This window comes from Exiguobacterium sp. s57 (genome assembly GCF_018617685.1).
GTDB classification, from domain to species: domain Bacteria; phylum Bacillota; class Bacilli; order Exiguobacteriales; family Exiguobacteriaceae; genus Exiguobacterium; species Exiguobacterium marinum.
On record NZ_JACSKR010000001.1, the window covers coordinates 417,646 to 434,539 of the forward strand.

Annotated in this window: 16 protein-coding genes; 8 read left to right on the forward strand and 8 right to left on the reverse strand. The window is 45.6% G+C overall.

The features are described 5' to 3' along the window. Positions 1–66 precede the first annotated feature (66 nt). From KNO98_RS14665 to KNO98_RS02145, 3 genes are read left to right on the forward strand one after another with little or no spacing between them, the layout of a single operon-like run. Positions 67–600, forward strand: coding sequence for a GGDEF domain-containing protein (locus tag KNO98_RS14665; protein WP_251129435.1), 534 nt, complete (start codon positions 67–69; stop codon positions 598–600). After that, the gene (locus KNO98_RS14670; RefSeq protein ID WP_251129434.1) at positions 579–827 is read left to right on the forward strand and encodes a diguanylate cyclase; all 249 of its coding nucleotides are present in this window, start codon (positions 579–581) and stop codon (positions 825–827) included. Before KNO98_RS14665 ends, KNO98_RS14670 begins: the two co-directional genes overlap by 22 nt. A gap of 15 nt (positions 828–842) precedes the next feature. Further along, a complete protein-coding gene (locus KNO98_RS02145; protein ID WP_214698619.1) occupies positions 843–1,856 on the forward strand; it encodes a tyrosine-type recombinase/integrase in 1,014 nt (337 codons plus the stop codon). A gap of 62 nt (positions 1,857–1,918) precedes the next feature. On the opposite strand, the gene KNO98_RS02150 is transcribed toward KNO98_RS02145, so the two are convergent. From KNO98_RS02150 to KNO98_RS02160, 3 genes are read right to left on the reverse strand one after another with little or no spacing between them, the layout of a single operon-like run. Continuing rightward, the gene (locus tag KNO98_RS02150; protein ID WP_214698620.1) at positions 1,919–3,064 is read right to left on the reverse strand and encodes a hypothetical protein; all 1,146 of its coding nucleotides are present in this window, start codon (positions 3,062–3,064) and stop codon (positions 1,919–1,921) included. Next, on the reverse strand, positions 3,061–4,272 hold the full coding sequence (locus KNO98_RS02155; protein WP_214698622.1) for a hypothetical protein: 1,212 nt from the start codon (positions 4,270–4,272) through the stop codon (positions 3,061–3,063). Before KNO98_RS02155 ends, KNO98_RS02150 begins: the two co-directional genes overlap by 4 nt. Before the next feature lie 55 nt (positions 4,273–4,327). Beyond that, on the reverse strand, positions 4,328–5,500 hold the full coding sequence (locus tag KNO98_RS02160) for a MalY/PatB family protein (RefSeq protein WP_214698624.1): 1,173 nt from the start codon (positions 5,498–5,500) through the stop codon (positions 4,328–4,330). Positions 5,501–5,614: 114 nt separating this feature from the next. Between KNO98_RS02160 and KNO98_RS02165 the strand changes: the two genes are divergently transcribed. Beyond that, entirely contained in the window at positions 5,615–6,277 is a 663-nt protein-coding gene (locus tag KNO98_RS02165; protein WP_214698626.1) for a M48 family metallopeptidase, read from the forward strand. Positions 6,278–6,288: 11 nt separating this feature from the next. Here the strand turns inward: KNO98_RS02165 and KNO98_RS02170 are convergent, their stop codons facing one another. The 4 genes from KNO98_RS02170 to KNO98_RS02185 form a co-directional block, all read right to left on the reverse strand. Further along, positions 6,289–7,194 (reverse strand): methyl-accepting chemotaxis protein, encoded by a 906-nt coding sequence (locus KNO98_RS02170; RefSeq protein WP_026825953.1) that lies wholly within the window; start codon positions 7,192–7,194, stop codon positions 6,289–6,291. A 157-nt stretch (positions 7,195–7,351) separates the two neighbouring features. Continuing rightward, positions 7,352–8,638, reverse strand: coding sequence for a hypothetical protein (locus tag KNO98_RS02175; protein WP_214698628.1), 1,287 nt, complete (start codon positions 8,636–8,638; stop codon positions 7,352–7,354). Continuing rightward, positions 8,635–9,933 (reverse strand): hypothetical protein, encoded by a 1,299-nt coding sequence (locus KNO98_RS02180; protein ID WP_214698630.1) that lies wholly within the window; start codon positions 9,931–9,933, stop codon positions 8,635–8,637. Before KNO98_RS02180 ends, KNO98_RS02175 begins: the two co-directional genes overlap by 4 nt. A 99-nt stretch (positions 9,934–10,032) precedes the next feature. Further along, complete coding sequence (locus KNO98_RS02185; protein WP_214698632.1) at positions 10,033–10,416, reverse strand: DUF302 domain-containing protein; 384 nt, start codon at positions 10,414–10,416, stop codon at positions 10,033–10,035. A gap of 161 nt (positions 10,417–10,577) precedes the next feature. On the opposite strand from KNO98_RS02185, the gene KNO98_RS02190 reads away from it, so the two are divergent. The 4 genes from KNO98_RS02190 to KNO98_RS02205 all read left to right on the forward strand — a co-directional run bounded on the left by KNO98_RS02190 (position 10,578) and on the right by KNO98_RS02205 (position 15,492). Then, positions 10,578–10,973 (forward strand): Spx/MgsR family RNA polymerase-binding regulatory protein, encoded by a 396-nt coding sequence (locus tag KNO98_RS02190; RefSeq protein WP_026825949.1) that lies wholly within the window; start codon positions 10,578–10,580, stop codon positions 10,971–10,973. A gap of 265 nt (positions 10,974–11,238) precedes the next feature. Continuing rightward, positions 11,239–12,339: an AI-2E family transporter gene (locus KNO98_RS02195; RefSeq protein WP_026825948.1), complete on the forward strand. Its 1,101-nt coding sequence runs from the start codon at positions 11,239–11,241 to the stop codon at positions 12,337–12,339. Between the two features lie 271 nt (positions 12,340–12,610). Next, positions 12,611–13,855: an MDR family MFS transporter gene (locus KNO98_RS02200; protein ID WP_026825947.1), complete on the forward strand. Its 1,245-nt coding sequence runs from the start codon at positions 12,611–12,613 to the stop codon at positions 13,853–13,855. A gap of 143 nt (positions 13,856–13,998) precedes the next feature. Beyond that, positions 13,999–15,492: a peptide MFS transporter gene (locus tag KNO98_RS02205; protein ID WP_214698634.1), complete on the forward strand. Its 1,494-nt coding sequence runs from the start codon at positions 13,999–14,001 to the stop codon at positions 15,490–15,492. Positions 15,493–15,533: 41 nt separating this feature from the next. On the opposite strand, the gene KNO98_RS02210 is transcribed toward KNO98_RS02205, so the two are convergent. After that, positions 15,534–16,829, reverse strand: coding sequence for a glutamine synthetase family protein (locus tag KNO98_RS02210; RefSeq protein WP_026825945.1), 1,296 nt, complete (start codon positions 16,827–16,829; stop codon positions 15,534–15,536). Between the last annotated feature and the right edge of the window lie 65 nt (positions 16,830–16,894).

Genomic DNA, 16,894 nt, shown 5'->3' on the forward strand with positions numbered 1-16,894 from the left:
GGGCTCTTCGTCGAGGTCATCTATAACGCCATCATCTCGACGGTCATCCTCGGATGGGAGATCAATATGCATTACTTTATTCTCATGATGGCCTACGGTGTCTTTTTCATGCCGAGTGTCCCAAGGGGCCAACGAATTTTAACCACGGCCCTCGCGATGCTGATTTATAGCCTTCTATTCATCTATGTATCTGACGGCATCGAGGCCCTGCCGATACACGTAGAACAAGCGCTTGGACTCTTTTGTATCCTATCGACCGTTATGATGATTGCAGGGCTCTCCTTCATCTTCGAGTCAGCTGTCGTGGCAGTGCCGGATGAACTCGAACTGTCGAACGAGCGGTTGCAAATCCTCGCCTCGACCGATGGGTTGACCGGGCTATTGAATCGTAAAGTCGGTCATGAACGAATCTCCGAAGCAATCGAGCAGACCACTCGGGACGGTGTACCATACGCGCTCGCGCTCGGTGATATCGATCGATTCAAATCTTTCAATGAAACATATGGTCACGACTGTGGAGATCGTGTCATTCAACAGGTTGCCTCGACCCTATCCGATGTCGACGGGATTACGGTCCGTTGGGGGGAGAAGAGTTCCTGATCTTCCTATCCGACCCGTCCGACGACTTTTACGAGACAATCGAACAGTTAAGACGACATATCGAGACGACGTATCTCGATTACGCAGGCGAACGACTTCGTGTCACGATGACGTTCGGACTCGCGGTTCGCAGTGGTTTTGATACGATTGAAGAGATAGTGAAAGAGGCGGATGATTATCTTCGAGAAGGTAAGCAAAACGGTAAAAATCAAGTCAGATCAACCTGAAGAAAGGAGATTTCAATGAGTATTTTCCGTCAACTTGGACAGCGATCGACACCTACGACTACGAAACGATTCGAGTTGAATGGTCTGCATCGACTACCGACATTTATTCAATATTTTTTTCACCATCTAGCTGCCAAACACTATTCCAAACAAACGGCACAACGCTACGTTTATGATGTATTGGACTTCTTTCGGTGGGTCGAACATGCAAGCGGGACTGAACTAGACCCTGAAACAGTTGATTTAACGGCATTCATCGAGATTGACCATGCTGGGGCAGAAGCGTATGCGACCTATTTAGCCCTCGACCTCGAGAACGCACCGAGTGTCATTAATAGAAAACTATCGACATTACAATCCCTGTTCAATTATTTGATTGAGACAAACCAGGCAGCAGTGAACCCATTCCAAGCTGTGGAACGTCCGAAACGAGGCAAACGGAATCCAGTCTATTTGACAGAGTCGGAATGGCTCGACTTCTCCACGCTCGTACGAAGCAACGTCGGGATGACGAACCGCGAAGCGAGTTATTATGAAACGAATCGCACGCGCGACTTTTTGATCATCCAACTGCTCGGACTGACGGGGATGCGCGTGTCCGAACTCGTTGGACTCAATTGGTCCGATATCAACTTCGAGACGGAAACGATCCGTGTGATCGGGAAAGGGAATAAAGAACGTGTCATCCCGATCGCCAACCCACTCCATCCCCTCCTTACTGAGTATAGACACGTGTCGAGTGATGGAGCGGTATTTCAAAATGATAAAGGAAGACGTATTGCCGTGCGGACGGTTCAACATGTGCTGAAAGGCCACATCGATCGGTTAAAGCCGTACCTTCCCTTTTTGACCCACAAACAAGTGACACCACATAAACTTCGACATACATTCGCGACAAGACTTGCAATGAGTGGGATTGACGTGTTGACGATTCAACAACTTCTCGGACATGAATCGGTAGCAACGACCCAAGTTTATGCCCATATCGGTGACGAACGCAAAAAACACGCGGTATCAGGTTTACAATAATACGTTATGTTAACCATATATCCAAATATAAACACCACCTAATTTATAGGTGGTGTTTATATTTAAATGCTAGACATTGACAAAATTAAAATCGTATCATCAATGACCATAAAGTAAGCATTTTCATATGCAAAACGCTCTTCTAATTCCAAATCAAAGAGGATGACCCCGCTTGTGAGTCCATCAGTATACTCATGGACGAGATAGCGTTGACTGATGACACGTTCAAAAGGGTTCACATCGATATAGCGTGCCCCCGTGGTGATATCAATGACTTCTGTATGCATATCACTTTCATCAACTTTTATAAAAATCGTTGAACCGATGTCGTCATATGTGAAGTCGAGCGGTTCATAGGCGCCCCAATCGACGACTGACACTTCGTGTAACACATCTGGTGCCGTCAAGTCATAAATGACTTCCTCGTTCAATGCATCGACAAATGCGGAAAATCGAAGGATACCATCGTTATCCCCAAGATATTGAACTGTATCCCCTTTTCCATGTAAGCGAAGAATATCATCAAAAGGCAATTCATCTTGTTGGTCCCAGATAGCCTCGATCGCTTCGTCTAGCGTGCATATGAGAAGTGCCTCGGAGTGATCAATCGGATCATCTGGAGAGATTCGTCCGTTATCGAGCGCGTCATAATAGTCAAATTCATCAAGTCTCGCGTTACACACAATATATGGCACACCATTAAAATTAGTAGTGAACAAGTACAACTCACGAAAACGTTCTGTTTTGCCGACGAGTCGTTCATCCCGAATGCGTTCACGTTGACCCGTCACTCGATCGTATAACCACGCCTCATCAGATTCAGACGATTCAAACGCCGTCAAAAAGAGGAAGTAACGGTTATCAAGTACCCAAAACAACGTACTATTTCCTCGTTTTTCAAACATTGTTAGGACTTCCTCGGTCCCCTCCTCATAAGAAAACGCAATCAACTCTGTCTTGATCACACCTTGCCCATCTGGTATCTCATTCAAAAAATACACGATGTCCCTATCCACGAAAAGTTTTGCATAGCCGTAGTCTTCATACGGATGACGATTTAACTGTGTAACCGCAGCGTTCTCTTCATCAAAACGATAAAGAGAAAAAGTCGTGCGACCTACTTTTTCTCGATAGTAGACAGAAGATGACGTGACCGCTATTACATCTTCGTGGTCGATAGGCATGGCCCGTGCGTCAACGATTCTCATAAGGCACCTCTCTCATAACCAGAGTCAGCAGGTTCGACAGTAACAAGACCTGGTGGTCGATTCGGAAACGTAATCCGTAGATGAGCATATTCAATCACGTGTTGATGTGGATGATTCTTGTCGATCCAGCGAATCGGTTGTTGATTCGCAAGAGCATGACCAATTTTCTCTTCCATCTGAAATTTAGAGATATCTCGATAAGCAACTTCTTGAATATAGGTTTCTTCATCAGGCTCGAACTGCTGCCAAATTCCCATGACAAGTTGTCCAAGTGCTGACACACGTCGTTCTGGTAGCGTGATCGTCCTTAATGTCTGACTCACTTCTTTCAGACATTCGTTCGCGTCGTCCGATACGGCGAACAACCGTTTCTCCGTATTATTCATGACGCGATAGCGGCGTTTGCGATTCTCGAGTCTGAGTACTTGCGCATAAGGCTCCACTGGTACCCCATGAAAAAACGTTTCTGTCCCGCCCCACGCGAATCCGAATGACGGGTCAAACTTTTGAATCGTCTGCATGAACGACATCATAAAGTCCTCGACTTCTCTCCGTTCTAGCCGTAGCCACTCGGCAAGGGCAAGTGTCCCTTTGTCTTTTGAAATCCGGTCGACTGGGAAGAACAGTTCCCCGTCCGCCAAACGATGCGGTTTCAATTCGACACCATTCGCTCGATAATCGGTTGATGGTCGTCCGCTTCTTCCTGAATAGATGACCCATTCATCATCTGTGCTTTCGATTGCGTATGCCTGATGGGCCCATGGCGGGGTCACGTATAAGGCCGGATACTCCTCGAACGTGTCGAGATGAATATACGAGCGGTCATTCCAAAGGTGAGCGACGAGTCGGACGACTTCTCCCGTCTCTGAATCTTTCGGCGCGATGTAATTTCCTGTATCACCGATGAATGTCAATACATTAAACCCATACCCGTTATATAAATGTCGGACAATCCGTTCGAAAACGGCAGTTACCATCCGCTCGAAAAGTGGGTGATCTACATTCCGGTCAAGCGTTGGCGAGTCAACCGTACACATGAGCCATCCCATCCGTTCATATAGACGAATGCGTAGGGGATAGGAGATTAGGGGAGAAGAACTCGCATGAATCTCAGTTAAGCGGATATTGGACATATTTTCGACTTCCAAGGTGAATCCACTACGCCTTAACTGCTCTTCCATCTTTTTCTTCCAATTGATTTTCTCCATGCTATCCACTCACTTTCTCTCATCATCTCATTGTGAATTTTTCCCGATTCTCGTTTTAGACAAACGCTTTTCGTTTCATTTGTACATGTAGCCGTGCAATCGCTTCATCTAAAAGTTCACGACGTGTACCAATATTCATACGCTCGAACATTTCTCCGTGAGGACCGAACGGACCGCCTGGTGACAAGAAAACGCGGACATCTCCGTGGAGCCAAGACTTTCGCTCTTCTGCGGTCATCGGGAGCTCCGAAAAGTCGATCCAAAGTAAATAACTCGCCTCAGGACGTGTTGTATGGAGCATTGGTAGATTCGTTTCAATCGAATCAATCACCTCATTCATTTGTTGCTCGAGCTCTTCCTGTAACTGATCGAGCCAGCGTTCCGCACGTCTATCAGTATACGCCGCGATAATAGCTGTGTTCGCAAACGGTGTAGGTAGGACATGATGTTTGTTTTGTACTTTGATGATCTGTTTACGCCAATCATCGACTGTACAGATGATATAAGATGCGAAGAGCCCGGCAATATTGAATGCTTTCGATGGTGCACTCACCGTGATGACACGTGGGTCGAGCGAGCCGATGGCAGTATGTTTGTGAGATGGAAATGTCAAATCAGCATGAATCTCATCCGCAACGACGATGACATCGTACTGATTCGCCAGTTCTACCACTTTCGTCAATTCTGCTTTTGTCCAAACACGTCCGACCGGATTATGCGGAGAACAAAGCAAGAATAGAGACGCTTGTTTCATCGCCTCCTCGAGCGCGAAAAAATCCATCTCGTAACGACCGTTTTTCTCCGTCAAAGGCGCATCGAACACTTGACGTTTCGAACCGACGACTAGCTCGTGGAACGGTGGATAGACAGGTGACTGGATGACGACCCCATCCCCCACTTCTGTCAACGCCTCGACGATGTGCGTCAACGCTGGAACGACCCCGCTTGAAAACATGATGTGTTTCGGGTCAACATTCAAATCGTGGCGACGATCATACCAAGAGCGGACGGCTTCTTGTGCCTCTCTCGCGAATAAAGTATAACCAAATTCTCCTTGTGCAGCTGTTGAAGCAAGCGCCTCTGAAATAGATGGTGCAGTACGGATATCGATATCCGCTACCCATAATGGCAAGACATCTTCCGACAGATGGAACCATCGCTCTAAGCCATCCCACTTCACTGAATTTGTGCCTTTACGTACGAGTTGTTGTTGTAAAATCGATTTCATGTTCATCCCTCCCTCTCTTACTGTATCAAAGTTGATTCGACTACGTAGTAAAAAAGTATGGCGGATTGTCATCGACTTCGTTATACTCAATCGAGAAATGAAAGGAGATCGCCTATGCACGTCAACATCATTCGAAACAAGCGAAGGAAAAGAGCCGCATTTCACGTCACTCCGGACGGTATCGAGCTCCGCATCCCGGAACGTTTGCCGAAACATCTCGTCGACCACATATTAGAAGAGCATGATTCATGGATTCGTGATACATTGCAAAATCTCCCGAAACAAACGTCCGTTCTCGATGAAGGACTCATCCTCCACGGGAAGGTCTATCCGACTAGAAAAGATGATAAGAAGACAATCAGACATGACGGTACTTCATTTTTGGTGCCGAACGCATGGGACGAAACTACGCTCTGGCAGAAGTATGAGACATGGTTACGCGAACGCGCCTTACATTATGTGAGTGAACGGGCACCATTATATGAAGAACGTCTAGATGTCCGAGCAATGAACGTACGAATTGCCCATCAAAAGACACGTTGGGGATCTTGTAGCTCGAACGGGACCATCTCCATCAACGTCCGACTCATGTTGGCGCCGATAGAGATTATGGACTACGTCATCGCACATGAGTGGACACATCTCGTGCACTTCGACCACTCCGCTTCATTTTGGAAGACGCTGCGTACCGTTTATCCAGAAATGGATGGTGCGAAAGCATGGTTGAAACAATACGGACATACGTTACAACTAAAAAAGCCGACCGACCCGTCCTAGGGTCAATCGGTTTACAGGTTGGAAGTGAACGTGTCGGCCGTATCATGTAACTCGGCAGCAGCCTGTTCGAACGACTGGAAGCGCTCCATCGTCTGTTCCATCGTTTTGGCACTCGATTGAATTTCTCGATTAGACGCAGTGACACCTTCTACAATCTTTTGAAGTTCAAGGTTCATCCCTTCCGTATTCGAATTGACATCTACGACGGCACGTTCGACCATACGGGAAAGATTCCGCACCTCCGTTGCCACGACATTGAACCCGAGACCATGCTCACCGGCCCGTGCTGCCTCGATGGCGGCATTAAGGGATAATAGATTCGTTTGAGCCGCAATCTCTTTTATAGACAAAGCAATCTTGGCGATGTCATCTGCTTGACGTCTTAAATTTTGCAGGGCGTTGAGATTGTCAACAGCATCTTTCGCAAGCTTTTCAATCGTTTCATTCAATTCGCTCGTATCGTTCAACCCCGTCTTCGCCCGATCATCGAGCACATCGGTCATCGATTTGAAACGATACGCATACTCTTCAATCACCTGTTGACGTTTGGTGATATCTGATGCAATTTTGACGACACCAATGACCTCGTCCCCATCAAGGATCGGCATATATGTTGCCTCGAGCCAAATCGTCTCCCCTTTCGCATTCTCGCGCTCCACCTTATCCGAGAAACTGAATCCGTTCCATAATTTCTCCCAAAATTCAGGATAGTCCGGGCTATTCACAAAAGATGAAGGACAGAAGAGATGATGCTGCATCCCGATCATCTCTTCTCGTTTGTACTTCATCGCTTTCGCGAACGTATCATTCACATCGACAACACGGCGTTGGCGATCGAATCGGATCATTGCCATGTTCGTCTCGATGGACCGAAGCACGTCGACTGAAGTCACATCTTTCTGGTTCAAAGTACTCATTCTCAATACCGACCTTTCTTTTCAATAGGATATTCGTACGAAATCATGAATTACAGTGTAACGTAACGAATGGTGTCCCATCTCACACTTTTTATACATAAGGTCAATATCTTGAGTTTGAAGTATTTACCATTTATAAAGACGCCAAAAGGCGCCTTTATTTCTTTGAATCGGGAAAGTAAGAGAAGAAGGTTTCTGCACCGGCACTTGTCAGTTTGAACGTCTGGCCTCGTGTTTCATCTGTTACATAGACATCCACTTTTTTAGACCGTTTCTTGAAGCTTAACTGAAACTCTTGTCCTTTCCATCCTTCGATGATGGTGAGAAGCGGATAGTCCCCCACTTCCCCAGCTCGATCCACAGGCTCTGCCTCCTCAAATGCGTTCATCAAATCAGACATGTCGATTCCTGCCGCACGCAATGTGTCCGGATACTCCAATGTAGCCGCTCCATCCAACGGTGTTTTATGGAGAAAGAAGAATGGGCCGCGCGGTACGGAAGGGTTCGCAATGATATCTTCGTCAATGGTTTCTTTTGTGGCAAACTCGCCTTTCGTGTACGTTAAGCTGACATCGGCTTTCACACGCTTCCCATTTTTCCTGTATGAGAATGTGTAAAGAGGCGTCTTTACACCTGGATCGAGTGTGTCTGTTTGAAGTACCCGCTCGACTTGTAATCCTTCGAACTGGATGGGTTCATGTCCAAATTCATCCTCATCCCAAACAACAAACGGTTGGATTGATGTGGCTCCGTTTGTTGCCTTGAAATAAAAATAGGCTTGTTTCAATTTGTCATTATAGCCAAGCGCAATTTTCGCGGTTCCCATTTGAGCATTATATGGCTCAATGAATGAGATTGGAAAGAGGCCTTGTTGTTCTCCGATTGTTAATCCGATTGTTCCATTTAATGGGGTGGTCACGTGAACCATGGTCTCTTCGAATAGATTAATCGGCATCCCAAGGTATTCTGAAGGATCACTCTGCTCTGCGACTTTTTCCTCCTCTTTCGTACCCGCTTTGATCAAAGGGACGTGCGGAACCTCCACACCGGATGTCAAATCAAGAAAATCGGGTATGTCATCTATCTTTCCTAATTTCATTTTGGAATAATCGCCATCATAGCAAATGGTAAAATTCTCTTTTCCTTTTAGGAAGGTCACTAATTTATAGTTGTTTGGATCATAATCTGATATCATTACTTTCCGATTCAAAGCATATGAATTGAAAACCGTCACATCCCCTTCAATTTGTGTGATCGGCTTGCCTGTGCATGCACCGAGGATATGACTCGCCCACGTCTCCGACTTAGCATCCATCCGACCCGAATACAAATCTCTCACAACCCATTGCTCTGGCATATAGTCTAGCTGCACGACATCGGTTTCTCGAGTACCACAACCTACTAATAAGCCAACCATACACAATATGAATACGATTCGTTTCATAACGACTCCCTCATCCGCGGAAAGATGTCTAAGAACGCTTCCGCCCCTTCGCTTGATAGTTTAAACGTTTGATCACGAAGCGGATCTGTCAGATAAATATCGACTTTTTTGGAACGTTGTGTATAACTGATTTCGAATTCTTGACCTTTCAATCCATCGATTAACGTTAAGTATCGAAAGTCTAAAGACTCTCCTGAACGATTGACCGATACGGCTTCCTCTAGTATCTTCACGACTTCTTTGGATTCTTTCTTCGATGCCTCGAGAAAGTCAGGATGACTTAGTGTTTTTCCGTCAAACGTTTCACGATGTGCAATGACTCTTGGTCCTTCTTCATATGCAGGCATCCAATCCTCGAACATCGGGGTAGGCTCTTCATCTTCCTTCAGCAACGTGCCGGGCACGAAACGTGCCGACATTGTTTCAGTCACTTGCTGTCCTTTTTTAATATACGTGAATTCATATAAGGGAATAGACTCTTTCTCATTGAGTTCACGAGATTCCACGATGGACTGGATACTTAATTCAGAAAAGACAGTATTTTCTTTTGACTCGGGGTCCTTCAGCTCTACAAACTCAATAGGATGTGGCATAAAATAATGACCGTCATATGAGTAGAGAATGTATGGACGAAACGATTTTTTATCATATCCAATGGCAATCTGTTGATTCGGCATCTCGATTCCAATCGGTTCAAATTGGGCGATTGGATGTCTGATCACTTTACCATCAAGTTCAATTTCAAGATTGCCGTATAGTGCCGGGGTGACCTCTAGTAACGTATGCGGGAGCGGGGTAATCTGTTTCCCATCAAAGTCTAGCACGTCTGCTTCCGCTAACTTGTCCTTTAAAGATGACGGCGTTTGATCAATGCTAGGTAATCGAGGAACTCTGTTGCCTTCAGATGTCCCCACAAAGGATGGGAACGCGTCAACCGTTTCAGCCATCAATTGATTCGTATAGCTCTCTCGACAAACGACATAGCGCTCGTCCCCTTCTAAATATGTGACCACTTTCATCATATAAGGATTAAGGCTAGACACGAGTTCTTCTCTTCCTGCAATCACCGTTTGATATACGGTGACGTTCCCCTTAAGCTCGGTCGGTCGTTCTCCTTCACATGCCGCAAGCACTTCTTTCGTTTCGTAAATCGGAACGATTTCCCCTTCTTTTGAATAACTTTCGACATTCCATTGGTCTTCTATATAGTCTAATTGAATCACTTCTATGTCAGATGTTCCGCATGCGCTTAATAGTGATGCTCCTACAAGCATCGCAATACCTCGCTTGGACACAAAATCCCCTCCAGTCATCGTACTATCCAATTTTACCATTATCTAACTGTTCTATACGAAAAAATTCCGCCCATGTTTCTTGAGCGGAAGGTAGAATTATTACTTGCTTTGGTCGATTGCACGTTGCAATCTAGATTCGACGTCTGCTGCAACGGCTTGTAACGATTCGTCATCGATGAGTCGAATCAATGCTGTCGGTTTCGGCATGCCGATTCGTGTATGGTCGTCTTTTTCGTACACCGCAATCTTACATGGAAGGAAATAACCTCCCTCTAATCGTTCGGATAGTACTTCTTTTGCCGCTTTCGGATTACATACCTCTAAGATGCGATACTTTCCTTCAATCGCTTGACCCTTTTTCTCAAGTGTCTCACTCAAGTCAAAGTCCCATAATACGCCAAACGATTCCTCTTTCAATGCCTCTCCGAGTCGAACGACAACGTCATCCACAGTGCGATCAGATTGCACGGTATAATCAAACATCTTGATTCCTCCTTAGCGTGTTGTTCATGAGAACTGTACCCGAACGAAGTCTTCTTCAATCAAAAAGAAACTGTATGTGATTTGAAACATAATCCTGAAACACAACGTATAAAAAGAGATAATAGTTAGAACCAAACTGATGTAAAGGAGAAGTGGTTGTCGTGACGGTCACGGTATTCACGCATACGAGCTGTAGTTCTTCTAGAAAAACGATTGATTGGTTGCGGGAACAAAACATCCCCTTCATCGAAAAGAAATTGACCGACCAAGGTTTGTCCTTTGGCGAATTTAAAGAGATGTTAAGCCTGACCGAGAATGGGACGACCGACTTGTTGTCGGTCCAAAAGAGTGTCTATAAACAAGCTGCAGAGAAGCTCGACGAGATGTCGATACGGGAACTATACAGTTTTGTCGCCTCGAATCCCCAAATCTTAAAAAGTCCGATCGTCTTCGATCATCATCGGATCCAGGTCGGCTTCAGTGAAAAGGAAATTCGAACGTTCATTCCTCGGAATGACCGCATCGCTGAACTGAAACGCTTGCTCCACAACGCATAAATCGTGTCGCCAAGGCGACACGATTATTTTTTAGGTACGTTTTAACTTGGCTGCCAATCGGATTCCTAATGACTGTATTGGATGAATAGAATCGAGTGGATGAAGTTGATGACGCTCGACATTTCACCGTAAACAAACCCGTTCTGTCTCGTCAGTATACTTCCTATGTTAGAAAATTTTCAAGGTTAACATCTATTGAATCCTTTTCAAAAAACATTCATAGTAAAAGAGTAGAAAAATTATATTTGTATGAGGGGATAGAGCATTGGAGCTTAATCGTCAACTTATTTGGAAACTGAGTGTAATCGGGCTGATTTTACTCGTCTTATGGCGTGTCATCAGTGAACCGGATACCATCTCACGTGTCTTACAGTACACGTTCCAGTTACTGACCCCAATCATCATGGGGATTGCCATCGCCTTGTTACTCAACACCGTTCTCTCCTATATTGAAGAACGGTTCCACTTGAAGCGGTATCAGGGACTACTTATCGTCTATATCACGTTCATCGGCATCTTGGCGATTTCGGTCGTCACGTTGTTCCCGCGGATTTACTCGAGTCTGTCATCACTCATCGATGAGTTACCGGTATATATTCGTCAAATCGACGTGTTTTTAGGTGAGGTGAATAATTACTTGAGAGATTATAACGCGACAATTGCTCAGGCGATTGATTTTGCCCGCTTCGAGGAACGTTATTCAGGATGGGTTGAATTGGCCGTCCTCTCGTCCGTCAGTTATGTATCAAGCTTCACGATGACACTGATTAACTTCTTAATCGGGATTGTGATCTCCATCTATCTCTTGAAGGACAAAGAAGTCTTTGCCCGGATGTTCAAGCGTCTTCTCTACGCGCTATTACCCGTTGGTACTGCGAAGACGACAATCGATATCTTTCAAGAGATGGATTACATCTTTAAACGATACATTATCGGCAAGTCGCTCGACTGTCTAATCATTGGAGTATTGGCAGTCATCGGGCTCTTGATCATCGGTGCCCCATATGCGCTACTCCTCGGGATCATCGTCGGCGTCTTAAACTTTATTCCCTACGTCGGACCGCTCCTCGGGATGATTCCTGCGTTCATCATCACCTATTTCTATGATCCGTTCACGGCACTGCTCGTGCTCCTGTTCATCTTCTTGTTGCAACAGTTTGATGGGTTGTGGCTCGGACCGAAGATTCTCGGGGGTAGTGTCGGCATCACCCCGTTTTGGGTCATCACGTCAATCATCATCGGAGGCAGTCTATTCGGACTGGTCGGAATGTTCGTGAGTGTCCCAATCACGGCCATGATTCAAGTTGTCTTGTCCCGACTCATCGATTATCGACTGAATCGGAAAAATTTGAACGAGTTACTTTGATTCTCCCCATGAAATTGTTGACATATTAAACAAATGTGTCATACAGTTGAAAAGAAGATTAATATTTAAAAGAAAGGAGAGGTTCCTATGTCAGTAGTATCTTCGAAAGCATTCACTCAAGTTCATACTGATTGGCAGGCACCTCTTCGATTGATTTATATCTAAGATGCCTGCCTATCTAGGCATGCATAAACAATGTGGGACGTCGTATGCCTTTATGCATATGACGTCCCTTTTGTGTATCATAAATTTAATAAAGCAGGTGACCTGTATGTTTCAAACACTCAAGCGGCTCGACCGCAACATCTGGATTCGTTTCTTAGGGGAGACGATCACGGGAATCATGATGTTCATGATTGCCCCATTCTTAGTCCTTTATTATAGTGATCAGTTAGACAGCTACCTTCAAGTCGGAATCATTATGGCGACGGGTCCCATCATGGCCCTACTCGGTTCGATGATTGGGGGACGGCTTGCTGACCTATATGGTCGAAAACCAATCATGATGATCGCCATCATAGGGGACGCACTCGCTCTCGTCGGGTTCGCCTTCGCTGACTCGTTTTGGCCACTCCTTTTATTGAACGCAATGCTCGGGTTGACGAACTCACTCTTCCACCCTGCGGCAAGCGCGATGGTCGCTGACGTCACGGAGCCTGAGCATATGAACGAAGCATTCGGACTCTTACGGATGGGGCATAATATCGGTGCTGCATTCGGACCGCTTCTCGGGAGCGCGGTGCTGTTCATCGACCGTGAGCTCATCTTCTTTACAGCAGCGTTCGTCTTTGCCTTATATGCGCTCACACTCGGATACTTTATCAGAGAATCGTTGCCGGAATTTACAGAAGATGAAACCCCGAGTAACCGAGAAGTGTTGCGCGTATTTTACAACGATCGCGTTTTTCTTATTTTCATCTTTGCAGGTATATTCATATCGATGGGATTTTCAGTCGTCGAGAGCATGCTGCCACTCTTTTTAAAAGAATCGCTTCCGACGTATACCGCACAACAAAATCCGTTCCCTTATCTTTTAGCATTGAACGGAATCATGGTCGTACTCTTCCAGTTCCCGATCGCATCAAAACTTGGGAATAGACCATTTGGTAAAGTCATGTTGGCCGGAGCGACCGTATTTGGTATCGGCATGATCTTATTGGCGATTGTGCCAAGAACTTTGTTCGCACTTGATACGCCATATGTGCCCCTCGTAGGTATCTTACTCGCCGTTTATGCCTTTTACACGTTAGGTGAGATGATCATGTCCCCTGTTCAACAAACGTTCATCGCCTTGATTGCTCCGGAGAATATGCGCGGCGCCTACAACGGCGCTGCCAGTGTCCAGTGGCTGATCGGTGGAGTCACGGCACCTATTATCGCAAGTGTCTTTTTTGATAATCGTGCCGGGCACATCGCTCTAATCTTGATTGGTGGTGCGAGTTGCTTATCAGGCATTATTTACTGGCAACTCGGACGCTACGTCCAATCAACCGAAGCAAAACAAAAGACTGCTTAATCACTCATTGACCACTCTCTATTTTTATGAGATGTGGTCTTTTGTTTCTTTTCATATTTATTAAAATTTGAAATTATCTTTCAATTTCACTTTACAATCATAATAATCCTTTTTATGATAAAACGGTTAAGGAGGGATCTTTCATGGAAAGGATCGATAAACAAACAATTGTGGATAGCGTTCCACAAAAAGGTTTTTTAGGACAACCGAAAGGATTGTTCACATTGTTTTTCACAGAATTTTGGGAACGTTTCTCATACTATGGAATGCGTGCCATCCTCGTATTCTATATGTACTATGAGGTTTCTGAAGGAGGACTCGGGCTCGACCGTAACGTCGCGCTATCGATCATGTCCGTCTATGGTGCGCTCGTCTATATGTCAGGAGTCATTGGGGGATGGCTCGCAGACCGGATATTCGGGACGTCACGTGCAGTCTTTTACGGTGGTGTGTTCATCATGCTCGGACACATCGTCCTCTCAATTCCGGGAAGTGTCGTCTTCTTGTTCATTTCGATGGCGTTAATTGTCATCGGTACTGGTTTATTAAAACCAAACGTATCAAGCATTGTTGGAGATATGTATAGCGAGACGGACCGCCGCCGTGACGCTGGATTTAGTATCTTCTACATGGGAATTAACTTGGGGGCGTTTATTTCACCACTCATCGTCGGACAAGTACAAAAAGACTATGGTTTCCATTGGGGCTTCGCCCTTGCCGCGATTGGAATGTTCGTCGGTCTTGTCGTCTTCGTCCTGACCCGTAAGACAAATCTCGGTCTAGCCGGGTCATATGTTCCAAACCCGTTGACGCCTGAAGAGAAGAAGAAAACGATTCGAATCGTCAGTATCGCCACTATCGCAATCGCTATCCTACTTGCGATTTTGATTCCACTTGGTTGGTTCACGATCAATACGTTCATCTCGCTTGTCGGAGTATTCGGAATTGCGATTCCGACATTGTATTTCATTATGATGTATCGCAGTCCAAAAACAACAGAAGTCGAGCGGTCTCGGATTATTGCTTATATCCCGCTCTTTATCGCTTCCGTCATGTTCTGGGCAATTCAAGAGCAGGGGGCAACAATCCTCGCAAGTTATGCGGACACACGGACTGACCTTGAGTTCTTCGGTTTCACATTGTCACCGGCTTGGTTCCAATCATTGAACCCGCTCTTCATCATCTTACTCGCACCGATTTTCGCTTGGTTATGGGTACATCTAGGAGATCGCGAGCCGAGCATCCCGACGAAGTTCGCATTTGGGATCTTGTTTGCAGGAATCAGTTTCTTGGTCATCTTACTTCCTGCTTATTTCAGCGGTCCAGATGCCCTCGTCAACCCGCTCTGGCTCGTCTTGAGTTACTTTATCGTCGTCTTGGGTGAACTCAGTTTATCACCGGTCGGTTTGTCAGCTACGACAAAACTCGCCCCAGCCGCATTTTCTGCTCAAACGATGTCACTCTGGTTCTTGTCAAATGCTGCTGCACAAGGAATTAACGCACAGCTCGTCAAATTTTACTCACCAGAGAATGAAATGCTATACTTCGGAATCATCGGTGGTGCTGCCATCGTCTTAAGTTTGATCCTATTCGCGCTCGCACCAAAAATCAAAGTGTACATGCGTGGTATTCATTAATCATGAAACAAGCCAGCCGCTGAAGAGCGGCTGGCTTGTTTTTATTTTCGTACTTGAATGAGTGACAAGTAACGATCGACCATATTGTGATTAAAGTAGTCATGAAAGTTGTCTTGCTTCAGGGATTGAATCGATTCATGGAACGTTGCCGGGAGTGATGCGATTCCTTGGCTCTCAATCTGTTTTGCTGAATATTCGAACAAGTCGTCTTCATTCGGAGAAGACGGAACAAGTTGCTGTTCGATTCCCTCGAGTCCAGCATAAATGAGCGCAGCAAGTGCCAAGTATGGGTTTGCACTCGGGTCAGGATTACGCACTTCGACACGTGTCGCACTTCCACGAGAAGCCGGGATACGAATCATCGAACTGCGGTTCGATGGACTCCAGCAAATATTGACTGGAGCCTCAAATCCAGGAACGAGACGCTCGTACGACTCAGGGAGCGGGTTTGTAAAGATGGCAGTGGCGCGGGCATGCTTTAAAATTCCCTCGATAAAATGACGAGCTGTTTTTGAGAGGCCATAGTCCGCATCAACTTCGTCGAACGCATTGTTTGTCGGGTTACCGGATTCATCATTCTTCCATACCGAGATATTAAGATGCATTCCCGAACCGTTCACGTCACGTAACGGTTTTGGTAAGAACGAAACAGATGCCCCTTTTTCTTTCGCAGCAATCTTGACGATTTCTTTGAAGAACTGGATATTATCCGCAGTATGGAGTGCATCGTCATATTTGATGCCAATCTCATGTTGTGCCGGGGCGACTTCATGGTGGACCGCTTCAATATTAAATCCGACTTCACTCAACCGATTCGCAATATGTTGACGTACTTCATAGCCTTTGTCTTCTGAACGTGTCGAGAAGTAACCAGCTTCATCATAAAACTCGCCGTTTTCGTCAAAAATAAAGAATTCTGGCTCTGCACCGACGAATACCGAATAGCCGTCTTTGGCGGCACGTTCGAGCGCATCTTTCAATACGTTCCGGGGATCATATTCGTATCGTTCGCCTTCTGGTGTGCAAACATCGCAGAAGAATGCCAAAATATTCTCATCACCATCTTGTTCATACCGTGGACGATCTAAATCCGGTCTCAAGAATAAGTCAGAGTTTTTGATGGAAGAGAACCCATTGATGGAGGAGCCATCAAACATCGTTTTTCCTTCAAATACTTCTGGCAACAATTTTGCCGAAAGCGTCAAGAGTTTCAAATCACCGAGTACATCTGAAAAGTATAGATGGATTTGGGTAACATTTTTCTCTTGTACCGTTTTCTCAATGTCTTGTTGCTTCTTCTTTGCGTCATCCTTGTCTGTTCCGAATAGATTTGCCATGATTCAAAAAAACCTCACTTCAATGGATTTGACAGGCAAGCTGTCTTTACGCACCGTTCGTACGC